The 16,120-nt window shown below is 41.4% G+C and carries 13 protein-coding genes; 8 read left to right on the top strand and 5 right to left on the bottom strand.

The annotated features are described in order from the left end of the window. The first annotated feature begins 20 nt into the window (after positions 1 to 20). The 5 genes from KK487_RS10550 to KK487_RS10530 all read left to right on the top strand — a co-directional run bounded on the left by KK487_RS10550 (position 21) and on the right by KK487_RS10530 (position 5,200). The gene (locus tag KK487_RS10550) at positions 21 to 1,439 is read left to right on the top strand and encodes a YcjX family GTP-binding protein (protein ID WP_024601800.1); all 1,419 of its coding nucleotides are present in this window, start codon (positions 21 to 23) and stop codon (positions 1,437 to 1,439) included. Continuing rightward, on the top strand, positions 1,436 to 2,464 hold the full coding sequence (locus KK487_RS10545) for a TIGR01620 family protein (RefSeq protein ID WP_215521753.1): 1,029 nt from the start codon (positions 1,436 to 1,438) through the stop codon (positions 2,462 to 2,464). The genes KK487_RS10550 and KK487_RS10545 overlap by 4 nt, the downstream gene beginning before the upstream one ends. Positions 2,465 to 2,599: 135 nt before the next feature. Next, positions 2,600 to 3,781 (top strand): methionine gamma-lyase, encoded by a 1,182-nt coding sequence (gene megL, locus KK487_RS10540; protein WP_076922202.1) that lies wholly within the window; start codon positions 2,600 to 2,602, stop codon positions 3,779 to 3,781. A gap of 238 nt (positions 3,782 to 4,019) precedes the next feature. Further along, positions 4,020 to 4,817, top strand: a complete 798-nt coding sequence (gene phhA, locus KK487_RS10535; protein WP_013465436.1) for a phenylalanine 4-monooxygenase — start codon at positions 4,020 to 4,022, stop codon at positions 4,815 to 4,817. 38 nt (positions 4,818 to 4,855) lie between these two features. Further along, positions 4,856 to 5,200, top strand: a complete 345-nt coding sequence (locus tag KK487_RS10530; protein WP_013465435.1) for a 4a-hydroxytetrahydrobiopterin dehydratase — start codon at positions 4,856 to 4,858, stop codon at positions 5,198 to 5,200. 85 nt (positions 5,201 to 5,285) lie between these two features. Here the strand turns inward: KK487_RS10530 and KK487_RS10525 are convergent, their stop codons facing one another. The 5 genes from KK487_RS10525 to map form a co-directional block, all read right to left on the bottom strand. Continuing rightward, complete coding sequence (locus KK487_RS10525) at positions 5,286 to 7,316, bottom strand: BCCT family transporter (protein WP_215521752.1); 2,031 nt, start codon at positions 7,314 to 7,316, stop codon at positions 5,286 to 5,288. A gap of 230 nt (positions 7,317 to 7,546) precedes the next feature. Beyond that, positions 7,547 to 8,563, bottom strand: coding sequence for a tetratricopeptide repeat protein (locus KK487_RS10520; protein WP_024601803.1), 1,017 nt, complete (start codon positions 8,561 to 8,563; stop codon positions 7,547 to 7,549). 236 nt (positions 8,564 to 8,799) lie between these two features. Further along, a complete protein-coding gene (gene dapD, locus KK487_RS10515; RefSeq protein ID WP_013465432.1) occupies positions 8,800 to 9,627 on the bottom strand; it encodes a 2,3,4,5-tetrahydropyridine-2,6-dicarboxylate N-succinyltransferase in 828 nt (275 codons plus the stop codon). A 9-nt stretch (positions 9,628 to 9,636) separates the two neighbouring features. Then, positions 9,637 to 12,255 carry a [protein-PII] uridylyltransferase gene (gene glnD, locus KK487_RS10510; RefSeq protein WP_016899280.1) on the bottom strand — a complete coding sequence of 873 codons (2,619 nt, stop codon included), beginning with the start codon at positions 12,253 to 12,255 and terminating at the stop codon, positions 9,637 to 9,639. A 167-nt stretch (positions 12,256 to 12,422) separates the two neighbouring features. Next, entirely contained in the window at positions 12,423 to 13,208 is a 786-nt protein-coding gene (map, locus tag KK487_RS10505) for a type I methionyl aminopeptidase (RefSeq protein ID WP_008467527.1), read from the bottom strand. A gap of 272 nt (positions 13,209 to 13,480) precedes the next feature. On the opposite strand from map, the gene rpsB reads away from it, so the two are divergent. From rpsB to pyrH, 3 genes are all read left to right on the top strand, one after another. Further along, positions 13,481 to 14,209 carry a 30S ribosomal protein S2 gene (rpsB, locus tag KK487_RS10500; RefSeq protein ID WP_013465430.1) on the top strand — a complete coding sequence of 243 codons (729 nt, stop codon included), beginning with the start codon at positions 13,481 to 13,483 and terminating at the stop codon, positions 14,207 to 14,209. Between the two features lie 104 nt (positions 14,210 to 14,313). Then, positions 14,314 to 15,165 carry a translation elongation factor Ts gene (gene tsf / locus KK487_RS10495; RefSeq protein ID WP_013465429.1) on the top strand — a complete coding sequence of 284 codons (852 nt, stop codon included), beginning with the start codon at positions 14,314 to 14,316 and terminating at the stop codon, positions 15,163 to 15,165. Between the two features lie 158 nt (positions 15,166 to 15,323). Next, a complete protein-coding gene (pyrH, locus tag KK487_RS10490) occupies positions 15,324 to 16,073 on the top strand; it encodes a UMP kinase (protein WP_016899281.1) in 750 nt (249 codons plus the stop codon). Positions 16,074 to 16,120: the final 47 nt, after the last annotated feature.

Genomic DNA, 16,120 nt, shown 5'->3' with positions numbered 1-16,120 from the left:
GATAGGGTGCAAAACACTTTATGAGCCAATCATTTGCAAAAAAGACCTTTAAAACTTTTAAAGGCAAAGCACAAAAAGCCCTGCACCGTAGTTTAGACCAACATGTTAAGCTTGCTGTAACTGGGTTGAGCGGCAGTGGTAAAACCGCGTTTATAAGTGCGTTAGTTAAGCACTTAACCTCTCAGGCGAATGACAACAACTTACCTTTTTTTGATGTGATGCGCGAGCATCGTCATATTGCCACTAAAATTGTGCCGCAAGAGGCATTAAACGTGCCCACCTTTGATTATAACCGTGCAATGAGTGCCTTACTGCCAATGGAAGGTAACCCTGCCTGGCCGGCGTCTACAGAGCGAATAAATACTCTGCGCTTGGCGATTAAATACCAAAGTAATGCGGGTCTGCGAGGTCATTTTTCACCGCAATCAACGTTATACCTTGATATTATTGACTATCCAGGCGAATGGCTGCTCGATTTACCTATGCTTGAACAAAGCTATACTGCGTGGTGTGAACAGCAATACCCATTATTAAATCAGTCTCCTCGCAGCGCTACCTCAGGCGATTTTTTACACGCCGTAGAGCAACTTGATTTACATGCCCCTGTGGATGAAAGTGAGCTTGCTAACATTGCACAACGTTATCAACGCATGCTGGTAGGGCTAAAAAAAGACACCAAACTTGCGATGCTACAACCCGGGCGAATGTTAATGCCGGGCGACTTGCAAGGTGCGCCGTTATTGTTATTTTTTCCAATAAACCCTGAAATGATGAAAGACGATGTGGTGGCGGGTTCTAATTTAGCGCATTTAATTAAACGTTTTAATGCTTACGTGAAAGAAGTCGTTAAGCCATTTTATAATGAGCATTTTCGTCACTTTGACCGCCAAATTGTGTTGGTTGATGTACTCAGTGCATTAAATGAAGGCCATGAAACTTTGCATGAGCAAAGCCGTGTTATTAATCAATTGTTGGCACATTTTAGTTATGGGGAGTCTGGCTTTTTTAAACGTTTATTCAAACCGAATATTGATAAAATATTGTTTGCTGCTAATAAGTCAGATCACATCAGTGCTAAGCATCATAAAGCGTTAGCCTTGTTACTAGACTCGCTGGTCAAAGAGCAAAGTAATCATTTAAAGTTTGACGGTGTACAAATTGAAACTATGGCTATGTCATCAATTACCGCAACCCAACCTCGCCAAGTGGTTGATAAAGGTCAAACTCTTGATTGCGTTTACGGTAAACCTTTAAATGAGCATGAGTGGCTGACTTATTTACCACCAGAGCCGCCAAGTCGAATGCTTAATAAAAGTGAGTGGCCAGCGCAAGGGTTTGAATTTTTGTCATTTTCGCCGATGCCAAGCCCCGACAAACAACTTAAACATATTCGATTAGATCATGTGATGCAGTACCTGCTAGGAGACAAATTAACATGATTGAGTCAACGCAACAGTTTCAAGCAGGGCGTCGTATTAATGCACAAAATATTGAGCAAAACGAGCCTGCGTTAACACCCGCTAAAATTATTGAACACGGACAAAGTGATTACACCTCTGAGCTTGAGGATGATGCGCTTGAGCCTGAAGTTGATTTAGAGCCGGTGTATAAAAAGTCAAAATGGCAAACGCTCAAAGGCTTGTTTGCGCTCAGCTTTATTATTTTAGTACTGCTAGAGTTTGGGTTTTCTATTGTGCTTGCTTATCAGCAATCGCTTATTTTGGGCAGTGTTTATTTAACCGCTGTGGTAAGCGGTGTGTTATTAATAACAAGATTGTTATGGCGAGAGTATCGGATGTTGCGCAGTTTAAAGCGTAATCAGCTGCATCGCCATGAAGCCGATAGGTTATTAAACAGTGAGCAAGTGGGTGGTGCACTCCCTTGGCTTGAAAAATTGAACAAGCACCAGCAGTTAGACAATTTTGAAAACTTTAAAAACCAAGTTGCTACGCACCATAGTGATAAAGAAATAATGACACTTTACGCTAATAGCCTACTGGTAACGCAAGACACCCAAGCTAAAAAGCTTATAAACCGCTTTGCAACAGAGTCAGCCTTATTAGTCGCATTAAGCCCTCTTGCGCTGGTGGATATGATGGCGGTGTTATGGCGCGGTACAAAATTAATTGAACAAATAGGTAAAATTTATGGCATTGGTTTTGGTTACGCCAGTCGCATTAAACTCTATCGAATGCTGTTAAAACAAGTCATGTTTGTAGGCAGTGCAGAGCTTGTATCTGATTTAGCGGCCACGGCACTTAGTGCTGAGCTATTAGGCAAACTTTCAGGGCGAGCCGCGCAAGGCGTCAGTGCGGGTATATTTACAGCACGTATAGGCTATAAAGCCATGGAATTAAGCCGACCCTTACCGCGTCTTGAAAATAAACGCAGCTTGTTAAAAGGCACTGTTCAAGGGGTTGCGAGTAAAATTATGAGTCGCACTAAGAGAGCCGAGAGTAAATAGTTGGCAATATTTGTGTACAGCTTTTTGAGTAAAGTTTGCACAAATAGCCATCTGAGCATCCGGCATGCTTGTGATTTAAAGTGCGGTGCGTTTTATTTATGTAATTGACACACATAATAAAAACGAGAGCACATAATGAGCAAGCATCATCCACACACCCAATGTATCCATGGTCCACAAAAAGCCAATGATCCCCATGGCGCATTAACCTCGCCATTATACCAAACATCGACATTTCATTTTGAAAATGCCGCCCAAGGTGCTGCACGGTTTGCTGGCGATGAGCCCGGTTATATTTATACGCGTTTGGGTAACCCTACCACCACTGAACTTGAACAAAAAGTGGCGCAATTAGAGGGCTGTGAGGCTGCAGCGGCAACGGCTACAGGTATGGGAGCGGTATCGGCTTCAGTACTGAGCTTTTTATCACAAGGCGATCACTTAGTTGCATCAAGTGCGCTTTATGGTTGCACCTTTGCTTTTTTTGCGCATATGTTGCCGCGTTGGGGCATTGAAGTCACCTTTGTGGATATGACCAATGAAGATGAGTTACGTGCTGCAATAAAGCCAAACTCAAAAATGATATTTGCAGAAACCCCGATAAACCCAACGATGGCCGTTATTGATTTAGCACTTATTGGTGATGTAGCAAAACAGCATAATTTAATAAGTGTGGTCGACAATACCTTTTTAACGCCGCTGCTACAGTCACCTAAACAATACGGCATCGATATTATTATGCACAGTGCTACCAAGTATTTAAATGGTCACGGCGATGTAGTCGCAGGTATTGTGTGTGGATCCCTTGAGCACATTACACATATTAAAATGACGGTGTTAAAAGATATAGGCGCGACGATTAGCCCACACGATGCATGGTTAATTAACCGAGGTTTAAAAACATTAGCTATACGGGTAGAGCGTCATTGCCAGAGTGCGCAAACAATTGCTGAATATTTAGAGGCTCACCCTCAAGTGAGTAAAGTGTACTATCCTGGACTGAAGTCGCACCCAGGTCATCGGTTTATTGGTAAGCAAATGAAAGCAGCTGGCGGTGTTATTGCTTTTGAAATTAAAGGGAGTTTAACCGACGGTGAGCAGTTTATTGATAGCATGAAGCTATGTACTTTAGCGGTTAGCTTAGGCGATGCTGAAACACTTATTCAACACCCTGCATCTATGACCCATTCGCCTTACACACCCGAAGAAAGATTAGCAGCCGGAATTAGTGATGGTTTAATTCGCTTATCTGTTGGGCTTGAAGATGTTAACGATATTATTAACGATCTCAACCAAGCATTTACTAAAATATCGTAAGATGTAATTTATTATTTACAGAGATTTCGATCTGTAAGAGCTGTTAAATATAGGGTGTGTTTTTATCTTTGCTTTGGTGTAATTATAAATTTACGATCTTCGCGTTCTGCGAAAGTATTGATCTGAGTCAAGCTATTAAACTTTTGTTCACTTTTGCATAGTATGGCTACATCGAATAGCCGAGCATGTGGCTATTATTTTGACACCGATTTAGGGTTTAAACCCAAAGAAGGTATTTATGGCTAAAGCAAGTAATTACACCTCTAAAACACCAGATGAAAATGGCGTTATACATTGGAGCGATGAAGAAAATAAAATTTGGTCTGAGCTTGTAGCACGCCAACTTGCGTGCATTGAAGGCAAAGCCTGTGACGAGTACATGGAAGGGTTAAAAAAAATTAATCTACCGCATGATCGTATTCCACAGCTAAGTGAGCTAAACGAAGTGCTATTGGCAACAACAGGTTGGCAAGTAGCACCTGTACCTGCACTTATCGACTTTGATGAGTTTTTTAGACTACTGGCCAACAAGCAGTTTCCTGTTGCTACGTTTATTCGTAGCCGTGAAGAATTTGATTATTTACAAGAGCCAGATATTTTTCATGAAATATTCGGCCACTGTGCCATGCTAACAAATCCTGACTTTGCTGAATTTACGCATAAGTACGGGCAACTAGGTTACGCGGCAGAGAAAAAAGACCGCGTTTATTTAGCGCGCATGTATTGGTTTACGGTCGAATTTGGTTTGATGCAAACTGAAAAAGGATTACGTATTTACGGGGGCGGTATTTTATCAAGCCCAGGAGAAACCCAATACGTGTATTCAGATACACCAGAAATTAATCCAATGAATGTGCTAGATGTGCTGCGCACGCCATACCGTATTGATATTATGCAGCCGCTGTACTACACCATTAATTCGATTCATGATCTGTTTGAAATATCGCAAATGGATATAATGACTTTAGTTGAGCAAGCTAAGGCGCTTGGTTTACACGAGCCGAAATTTCCCCCAAAAGAAAAATTAGCTAGTTAGTTTTTTAATAAAAGTAACACTAGAATTAAGGATTTAAAATGTCTTCATTAAGTGAACAAAAATGTGAAGCCTGTCATGCAGATGCTCCAAAAGTATCAGATGCAGAATTGGCTGAATTAATTAAAAAAATCCCTGATTGGGTGCCGGAAGTACGCGACGGTATTATGCAATTAGAGCGCGTTTATAAGTTTAAAAACTTTAAGCAGGCTATTGCATTTACCAATAAAGTTGGCGATATGGCTGAAGATGAAGGCCATCACCCTGGTCTATTAACCGAATGGGGTAAAGTAACTGTTACTTGGTGGAGCCATTCAATTAAAGGTTTGCATAAAAACGATTTTATTTGTGCCGCTAAAACAGATGATGTGTTTAACGCGCTGTAATTAATTATATTTGAGTTAATAAAAAGGCACTTTACAGTGCCTTTTTTATTTTTAATTACCGTTTTACCAATATTGACTGCATCCGTTAAGCTTTATCGGTATTTAACATGTCATCATGTTCGGCCATATCCCAAGGAAGTTCGCCTGGGCTATTACCTAGAAAGTGTAAGTAGTTCTCAAATTGGTCAAGAATATCTTTCACAATATCATCTTCAGTGTAGCCATAAACATCGTATGACAGACCACCACGACGTAAAAACACGTCGGCCTTATAATACTTTTCAGCATCGTTGTTATCAGGCTTTAGCTCTGAGTAAGCAAAGCTTGGCATAGGATGCTCGGTAAGGCGAATATCATAAACAAAATCCACATGTTCATGGCGCAGTACCGTTAAATGAGCGCGGCCTAAATCCGTATCAAATTCCACCACTGCATGCCATTGTCTAGATTTCAATTCTGCTTGTACGGCTTTCATTGCCTCAACTACCACGCTACCAATAAAAGTATGTACTTTTTCTTTATTAGGGTAATTGACCATAGCCGCTAAACGACGCTTCCAGTGAGACAAGTTAATGTTGCGGCTATTAAGTGTATGTGCTTGCAAGCTGGTGTCTCGATGGCCTTCAATTTTTAGAGCTCGCCAAAGCCCCGCCGTGGCAATTAGCATAATAATAGCAAAGGGTAAGGCACTGGCTATGGTCATGGTTTGCAGCGCACTTAGTCCGCCTGCAACTAATAAAACAGCCGCCACAGCACCTTCAAGTACCGCCCAAAACACGCGTTGCCAAGCCGGCGTATTAATGCTTCCTCCAGAGGCGAGTGAATCAATGACTAAAGAGCCTGAATCAGATGATGTAACAAAAAAAGTTATGATCAAAATGACAGTGAGCAGTGAAATGAAAAATGACAGTGGTAACACTTCAAATAATTGAAATAATGCGACGGCATGATTTGCTTGTACATCGCCAATAAGGGTATCAAATCCCTCATTCATAATTAAGTTAAGTGCGGTATCACCAAAGACTGAAAACCATAAAAAGGTAAAAATAGTGGGAACTAACATTACCCCAACAACAAATTGTCGGATGGTTCTGCCGCGGCTAATTTTTGCGATGAACATACCCACAAACGGTGCCCACGCAATCGTCCAGCCAAATATAAATAAGGTCCAGTTACCAATCCAATCACTGCGGCTGTATGCCTGTAAATTAAAGGTACGTTCAACAATGCCGCTTAGGTAACTGCCGGTATTTTGTAAAAATGATTCTAGAATATGGATAGTCGGGCCGATAAAAAAGACAAAGGCCATTAATGAGATGGCCAATGCCATGTTTATAATTGATAATCGCTTAACCCCTTTATCCATCCCGGCAACTACTGAGAGCGTAGCTGCGGCAGTAATTACGGCAATCGCGGTAATTTGCACTGTGGTATTAATAGGGATGTTTGGCCATAAGTAATGTAGGCCAGCATTTATTTGAGTAACCGAAAGCCCTAGTGTAGTGGCAATACCAAATAAAGTACCTAATATGGCAAATACATCCACAGTATGGCCGATTGGGCCATAAATTTTATCGCCAATAAGTGGATACAAGGCAGAGCGAATAGACAGTGGTAAGCCATGGCGAAATGCAAAATAAGCAAGCACTAAACCAACAATTCCATAGATAGCCCAAATATGAAATCCCCAATGGAAAAAGGCAATTTGCATTGCCTGCTTGGCGGCATCAACGGTTTCAGCCGCCCCCGATGGCGGGGATGCGTAATGCAGCACAGGTTCAGCAACACCAAAGTAAAGCAGTGCCACGCCATAACCGGCAGAAAAGAGCATGGCAAACCATTCACCAAAGCTGTATTGTGGCTGTGCATGATCAGGGCCTAATTTTATATTCCCCCAGCTAGAAGCCGCGACTGAGACAATAAATACCAAGAAAATAGCGACAGACAACATATAAAACCAGCCAAAGGTTTCTGTTATCCACATAAGGGCAACACTAAATGCCTGACCAGCGAGTTCAGGGTTACTACTTGTACCAATCACCAAAAGTAGAATAATAAATACTGCAGGCAAAAATACAGGTAGCAAAATGGTTGAGCGTAAAGCAGTTTTTGTCATATTAATCCTTAATATTAATTGCTAACTTTCAAGTATGCCTGACTACCTTATTATAAATTCACTAGGGTTGGCTAATTTTGCAGCTTAAAAATGTCACTTTTTTAAATTAAAGTTAATATTTACAGCAGCTTGGTTTTAAAAAAGAAAGTAAGAGAAAGTTGATGTGAGAGTATTAAAGTATTTATTTTAGAGGGGTATAGCCTTATATAGGCTAAGGACTAAATCGAGTCTTAGCGTTTCCAATCACATTGCTTTACCAGCTCAAACCAAGGGCTGGTAAAGTCCTTAGCGACAATAGGGGCGGGTAAGGTTACAGCTACATCTAGCTTGTTGGCTAAATAGCGCGCGACTAGTTGTTTCATTTTATCGCTTTCTAATTGCTCATACGCTGTTTGTAACTGTTGTTTGTCTTTTTGGCTTATAAAACCCCCAGTCAAATTTTTGTAGCCTATTTCAAGCCAAAAAAGTAATGCTTGTTTCGCTTCATTGGGAAAGGCATGGGTTAATGTGGCCGTTGGGCTATAGAGTCGCTCAAAATTAATTTGCTGCTCTTGAATCAAAAAAACCATTAATAAATTAAGCCCGGTTGAGATTTGCCCCGCGCGTTTATCAATGTTTTGGTTATTTCTTAATGCACTTCTAAAATAGCGCTCAGCTTCGGGTATATTGCCCTCATCCAGGGCTAAATAACCTAAGTTACTTTCTATCAGTGCGGTTACATTGGGAAGCTGTAATTGTGTGGTGATCTTATGACTGTCGAGGTATAAAGCACGCGCTTTTGCAAAGTCATCTTGCGAGCGAGCAACCAATGCCATACTGTTGGTGAGTGTTAAGCGTTGACGATCGTTTTGAGCATATTTGTAAGCACATTTAAATGAGTACTGGGCATCGTCTAAATATTCTGCATGGCGAAGCCATATTCCCAAGGCACTCATAATGGTGGTCAGTTTTTGTTTGAAATAATCAGTTTGATGATGCTGAAATATTGCGTCAATCGATGTATAAAGCTCGTCATAGTGACTTGTAGGTACTGCTGTACGGGCATAGATAAGGTGCCAGCGGATAAATAATTCTGGCGGCATGAGTTGTAACCCTGTGAGGTTTTCTAAAATAGTAATAGATTGAGCTGGATTAACAGTAAGATAATCTTCGGCTTCGTCTAATTTTTTTTCAAAGGTATTGAAGTCATTAGCAAAGACGTGTTTTGAACATAATAATATCAACCAACTTATTACAAAAAGCCGCAACAACTTAACCTCGACAATCGAACTATGCGTTAATTCACTATAGTTGTAGGCATCTAACAAAGCAACGCAATTGCGATGAGCATACTCAACGATGTGGCTATCTGCTATAGCTAAAAAACAAAAAAGCCTTAAACCCAGAAGGGTTTAAGGCTTTTAAAGATTCAATTAAAGTTTAGCTAAAGTACTTAACTTTAAAAGTATCGTTGGGTTTCGTTTCACTCAATCCAAGCACCGTATTACTCATCAATCGAGCGCAGTAGGGCATTAATGCCCACTTTTTCGCGAGTTTGTTTATCTACTTTTTTCACAATAATAGCCGCATACAAGCTATGGCTGCCATCTTTTGAAGGCAGTGCACCTGGAACCACAACAGCGCCGGCAGGCACGCGGCCATAGTGAATTTCACCGGTTTCACGGTCGTAAATACGGGTACTTTGGCTAATGTAAACCCCCATTGAAATAACGGCGCCTTCTTCAACAATTACGCCTTCAACAATTTCTGAACGTGCGCCAATAAAACAGTTGTCTTCAATGATGGTAGGATTCGCTTGTAACGGCTCTAAAACGCCGCCTATGCCTACGCCGCCAGATAAGTGTACGTTCTTGCCAATTTGAGCACATGAGCCCACTGTCGCCCATGTATCAACCATGGTGCCATCGTCAACAAATGCACCTATGTTTACGTACGATGGCATTAATACGACATTTTTACCTACAAAGCTGCCTTTACGAGCAACGGCGTTGGGTACGACACGCATGCCGCCTTGCTGAAATTGCTCCGGCGTGTAGTCGCTAAATTTAAGCGGTACTTTGTCGTAAAATTGGTTTACGCCGTCGTTCATTGGCTGATTTTCACGAATTCTAAATGAAAGTAGTACTGCTTTTTTAAGCCACTGGTGAACAACCCATTCGCCTGAAATTTTCTCTGCAACGCGAGCAGCGCCGCTATCTAATAGCTCAAGCGCATCTATAATCGCTTGTTTAACATCGCTTGATACTGTAGCAGGGCTAATGCTGTCGCGGTTATCCCACGCATTTTCAATCATGGTTTTTAAATCTGACATAGTGTCCTCTTATTCAATTTCGGCGTTGAGTTTTTTACGTAATGCCTGATGAATTTTTGCTTGCTCTTCATCAGTCAGCGCTTGATATTCGTTATTTGATACCACAAAGAAATCTTCTGCACGTTCGCCTACCGTGGTAATACGTGCGGCATGTATGTGGAGTAAGTAAGCTTGAAAAACCTCGGCTATTTTAGTTAATAGTCCAGGTATATCAACCGCTTGAATTTCTATTAAGCTACGATCCTTACGAGGGTGCGGGCGCAGTACAATTTTAGGTTTAATATTAAAGTCTTTAAAACGCTGTGATCGGCTCTTTTTAAAGCGTATTTTTTTACGTGGATCATGAAGCGCTTGCTCTAATCCGCGTTTAATCGATTGTGCGCGGCTACTGGCAATCGGATCGCCGTTAACTTCTAAAATAACAAAGTTGAACAGTACGTAGCCATCTTTGGTGGTCAGTACTTGGGCGTGCTGAATTTGCGCTTTTTTAGAGCCAATAACACTTACCAGTCGAGCAAAGAGGGCACCTGAATAGGGGCTATAAGCAAACACTTGGGTACCGCCATGCATCGCTTTATTAGAAACGATAACACTGGGCTGGCTTAAATCAGTGCACTTGAGTAAGTGCTCAGTATGCCAAGAAATTTGTTGCTCACTAAAAGCGGTAAAGTAATTTGCTTTAAAACGGCTCCAAATTAAGTCAATTTGCTCCTCGTGATAATGCAAATTAAGCAGGCGTTGCTTAGCTTGGTGCTTTTTATCACGAATTTGGTCGCGTTGATCCATTGGGTTTTCAAGCCCAAGGCGCAAGGCGCGCTGTGTGTGCAAATAAAGCTCGCGCAGCAGCGTGTTTTTCCAGTCATTCCATAGGTTGTCATTGGTGGCTCGAATATCAGCCACGGTTAAACAATAGAGGTAATCGAGTTGGCGTTCGGTTTTTACTCGCGATGCAAAATCTTTTATTACATCGGGGTCGTTAATATCTTTACGTTGCGCAGTTACCGACATAAGTAAGTGATTGCTTACCAACCACGCTATGAGTTTACCATCTGAAGAGGCAAAACCATGCAGCTTTGAAAACGCTATGGCATCAACAGCGCCCAGCTCTGAGTGATCGCCACCACGCCCCTTAGCAATATCATGAAAAATACCAGCCAAATAGAGTAATTCGGGCTTATCCATACGCGTGACTATTTCACTGCAAATTGGAAAATCACTAATACTGGTTTTATCGAAGTATTGGTAAATATTATTAATTAATTTATGGGTATGTTCATCTACGGTATAGGCATGAAACAAATCAAACTGCATTTGGCCAAAAATATTGCGCCACTGCGGAAGGTAAGCCGCAATCATGCCGTGCTTATGCATCAGCGTAAATGCACGGCCCATGCCGTTAGGGTGCTTTATAATACGTAAAAAAGCTTCGCGGCACGCAGCATAATCTTGTAAGTCACCTAATAAGCGACGACGCACTTGGCGGATAGTTCGAATAGTGCTTGGGTATATATGGGTAATTTCTGGGTGATCAGCAATGTGCTCAAATAATACAAAAAGTTGGTCACGCCTAAAAAATACTGACGGACTTTTTACCCGAATTTGATGGCCAACGCGTTCAAAATTGCGGTCAAGCTCTTCAACGGTGGCTTGGCTGCTGTCTGGTGAAATACTTTGCTCAAAGTACGAAAGTAGCATTTGATTAAGTTCACGAACACGGCTCATTATTCTGAACAAGCGTTTCATCATGCGCTCAACAGAGGCTTTTCCATCACTACCAAAACCCAAAATTTCAGCCGCTTGCGGCTGGTGATCAAACAATAAACGGTTTTCTGAGCGACCCGCGGCTAAATGCAAAGCAAAGCGAATGTTCCATAAATTTTCAAGGCACTCTAACAGTTCTTGATATTCTTCGTGAGTTAGGTAGCCGTGATTTATCAGCTCTTGCAGGGTTTCGGCTCTAAAGTGTTTTTTAGCAACCCAAATAATCGTTTGTAAATCGCGCAGCCCGCCTGGATTTTCTTTTATATTAGGCTCTAGATTATAAGCCGTACCATGGCATTTTTTGTGGCGTAAATTTTGCTCTTGTACTTTTGCAACAAAGAACTCTCCAGAGCCCCATACAGGCCTTTCGATGAGGTGACTTTTGAGCTTTTCGAATTCAATATGGTTGCCGAAAATTAATCGGCTTTCTAGTAGGCTGGTGGCAAAGGTAACATCTTCACGTTTTTGCTCTATGGCTTGTTCAATGGTACGTACACTGTGACCTATTTCTAAATTAAGATCCCACAGCATAGTGACAAACTGGCCAATTTTTTCGCAAATATCGTCATTGGGTTGCTGGGTAACAAGCAGTAAAAAGTCAATGTCGGAGTAGGGATGAAGTTCACCGCGACCATAACCTCCTACAGCAATTAAAGCGAGATCTGGCTCGTGGGCTAAATCGAAAACATGAAAGAGTTTAATCAGTAACCGGTCTATAAATTCTGCACGGGCGTTTATTAGATTACCAACGGGTTGTTTTGAGAATTCATTATGCAACCATTTATAAAAATAGGCGGAGCAATCGCGGTATTCGCTAAGTTGCTGAGCATCATTGAGCAACTTTTTTACTTTGTTAGGTAATGCCACTTAGGCTGGCTCCTATATATGGACTGCATTATAAGTCTTGGATTAAGTTATTTTTATACTGTGTTTGCTGCAAAGGGAATAAATCATGTTATTTCCCTTTGCAGCAAACCACTTAATCTGTACGCAGGCTAAAGCCTGTTATTACTATGATTAAGCACACACTACTATTAGTGCTCGATGATTCTATCGATAGTATCATCTGATCGTAGTGTTAAAATTTCAACACCATTTTCAGTTACCAGTAAGGTATGTTCCCACTGAGCTGATAAACTACGGTCTTTTGTTACCACAGTCCAGTCGTCTTTTAGTAATTTACATTGGCGTTTGCCTGCATTGACCATGGGCTCGATTGTTAAACACATACCGGCTTTTAATGTTTCGCCTGTACCTGGTTTTCCGTAATGCATTACCTGTGGTTCTTCATGAAATTCACTGCCAATACCGTGCCCGCAGTATTCACGGACGATAGAGTAATTAAAGCTCTCTGCATATTTTTGAATAGCTGCACCAATATCACCAAGGCGAACACCCGGTTTTACCATTTTAATGGCAAGGTAAAGGCTTTCTTGAGTCACTTCTGCAAGGCGTTTGCCTTGAATGTTAGGTGTGCCAACATGGAACATTTTTGAAGTATCACCATGGTAACCATCTTTAATAACAGTAATGTCAATATTGACACTGTCACCGTCTTTTAATGCTTTGTCGTTCGGAATTCCGTGACAAATTACATGATTTACCGAGGTACAAATTGATTTTGGAAAACCATGATAATTAAGAGGAGCAGGAACGGCATCTTGCACATTAACAATATAATCATGACAAATTGTATTTAGCTCATCGGTGGTGATACCTGGTACCACATGTGGTTCGATCATTTCTAGCACATCAGCAGCCAAACGGCCGGCTACACGCATTTTCTCGATTTCTTCAGGGGTCTTAATCACAGCGCTCATTGAGGCTCCAAAGTTGCGTTTTTAGATGATTATCGTCGCACAATTTTTGCACGAGACGTTGAGTATTTAATTTTAATATGGTATAAAGCGCGCCGTCTTTTTACAAATAAATTCTTAAATGATTTTTTGTATTTAAGGCAAACACAATTTTATTTTAACACACACACGTATCGTCACATACACTTGGGTGCATTTCAGTTTCATTTAACTGCGGTGTTGGTGCTATGGGATATGTGGAGGCCTAACCCTAAACAACTTAGAGGATTTACAAAATGGCAAACGTTTCAATGCGCGATATGCTTCAAGCTGGTGTTCACTTTGGTCACCAAGCACGTTACTGGAACCCTAAGATGAAGCCTTTCATCTTCGGCGCACGTAACCGTGTACATATCATCAACCTTGAGCAAACTGTACCAATGTTCAACACTGCACTTAAGTTTTTATCTGGTGCTGCTGCAAACAAAGGTAAAGTTCTTTTCGTTGGTACTAAGCGCGCAGCAAGCGAAGCAGTAAAAGAAGCTGCTTTACAAAGCGATCAATTCTTCGTTAACCACCGTTGGTTAGGCGGCATGTTGACTAACTGGAAAACAGTTCGTCAATCAATCAAGCGTCTTAAAGACCTTGAAGCTCAAAGCCAAGACGGTACTTTCGAGAAGTTAACTAAGAAAGAAGCGTTAATGCTTACTCGTGAAATGGACAAGCTTGAAAAAAGCCTTGGTGGTATTAAAAACATGGGTGGCCTTCCAGACGCTATCTTTGTAATCGATGCTGACCACGAGCACATTGCTATCCGTGAAGCTAACAACCTAGGTATCCCAGTTGTTGCAATCGTTGATACTAACTCTAACCCAGACGGTGTTGATTACATCGTACCTGGTAACGATGATGCTATCCGTGCAATCAACCTTTACACTAGTGCTGTTGCAGCTGCGATCACTGAAGGCCGTGAGAGTAACATCGTTGCTCAAGCTGAAAAAGATGACTTCGTAGAAGCTGAGTAATTAGCTGTCATCAAGTCTTCATCTTTTAAAGGTGAAGACTTGCTATTCTTGTGGAGCGGGTAACCCGCTTATCTAAACCTGATTTCAGATTTGAGGATTTACTAATGGCTGTAACTACTGCCCTAGTTAAAGAATTACGCGAGCGTACTGGCGCTGGCATGATGGATTGTAAAAAAGCGTTAACTGAGACTGATGGTGACATCGAGTTAGCGATTGAAAACATGCGTAAGAGCGGTGCTGCAAAGGCTGCTAAAAAAGCAGGTAACATCGCTGCTGAAGGTACTATCATCATCAAGCAAAACGCGGGTGTTGCAGTACTTGTAGAAGTTAACTGTCAAACTGACTTCGTAGCTAAAGATGCAAGCTTCTTAGCATTTGCTAATAAAGTTGCAGATGCTGCTATCGCTGACACTTCATCTATCGAAGACTTACAAGCTAAGTTTGAAGAAGATCGTGTTGAGCTAGTAACTAAAATTGGTGAAAACATCAATGTACGTCGTCTTCAGTACATCACTGGTGAGCAACTAGTTGAGTACCGTCACGGCGAGCGTATTGGTGTTGTTGTTGCAGGTGTTGCTGATGAAGAAACACTTAAGCACGTTGCAATGCACGTTGCTGCTTCAAACCCAGACTACCTAACGCCAGATGATGTACCTGCTGATGTTGTTGAAAAAGAAAAGCAAGTACAAATCGACATCGCGATGAATGAAGGCAAGCCTGCTGAAATCGCTGAGAAGATGGTTGTTGGTCGTATGAAGAAATTTACTGGTGAGGTTTCTCTTACTGGTCAAGCTTTCATCATGGAACCTAAAAAGTCTGTTGGCGAAATTCTTAAAGAGAAAAACGCAACAGTTACTGGCTTTGTACGTATGGAAGTTGGTGCAGGTATCGAGAAGAAAGAAGAAGATTTTGCTGCTGAAGTTGCTGCTCAAATTGCAGCTGCTAAAGCTAAGTAAGATTAGCTATTTGTGATGCCAAAGGAAAATAGATGCAATTAAAGTACTATTTGCTTTTGCGTCACGCTTAGAAATTCTTTAAAATAACCGCGCTTTTATGTTTAACATAAGCGCGGTTATTTTTTATCCATAATTCAATAAAAGTTGGCCCCAAAACTATGACTATCAATCGCAAACCTATTTTTAGACGTGTTCTTCTCAAATTAAGTGGTGAAGCTTTAATGGGAGACGAAGGCTTCGGCATCGACCCTAAAGTTTTAGATCGTATGGCACAAGAAATTAAAGAGCTCGTAGAACTCGACGTAGAAGTGGGTTTAGTTATTGGTGGCGGTAACTTTTTACGTGGTGGCTCACTAGCCGAAGCGGGTATGAACCGCGTTGTTGGCGACCACATGGGTATGCTTGCAACCGTCATGAATGGCCTTGCTATGCGTGATGCGTTGCACCGTGCATTTGTAAATTGCCGTTTAATGTCAGCCATTCCTTTAAATGGCGTATGTGATGCGTATAACTGGGCAGAAGCCATTAGCTTATTAAAAACAGGTCGCGTTGTTATTTTTGCAGCCGGTACGGGTAACCCGTTCTTCACAACTGACTCTGCAGCGTGTTTACGTGGCATTGAAATTGAAGCTGACACAGTAATTAAAGCAACCAAAGTAGATGGTGTATTTAGCGATGATCCGGTTAAAAACCCAGATGCGACACTTTACCGTCACTTAAGCTACAATGAAATTATTGATAAAGAACTAAAAGTAATGGATTTAGCGGCATTTACATTAGCTCGCGACCATAATATGCCATTGAGCGTATTTAATATGAATAAATCAGGCGCATTAAAGCGCGTAATAATGGGTGAAGAAGAAGGAACCCTTATTTCTTCACAAGCCTCAGATGAAGTTAGTAACTAGATTAGGATTAAACCGTGATTAACGATATTCAAAAAGATGCGCAAGCG

Origin of the sequence: Pseudoalteromonas sp. SiA1, assembly GCF_018732205.1 — a bacterium.
GTDB lineage: Bacteria > Pseudomonadota > Gammaproteobacteria > Enterobacterales > Alteromonadaceae > Pseudoalteromonas > Pseudoalteromonas tetraodonis.
Note: the sequence above shows the minus strand (reverse complement) of the source record. Positions and strands in the feature narration are given on the sequence as shown.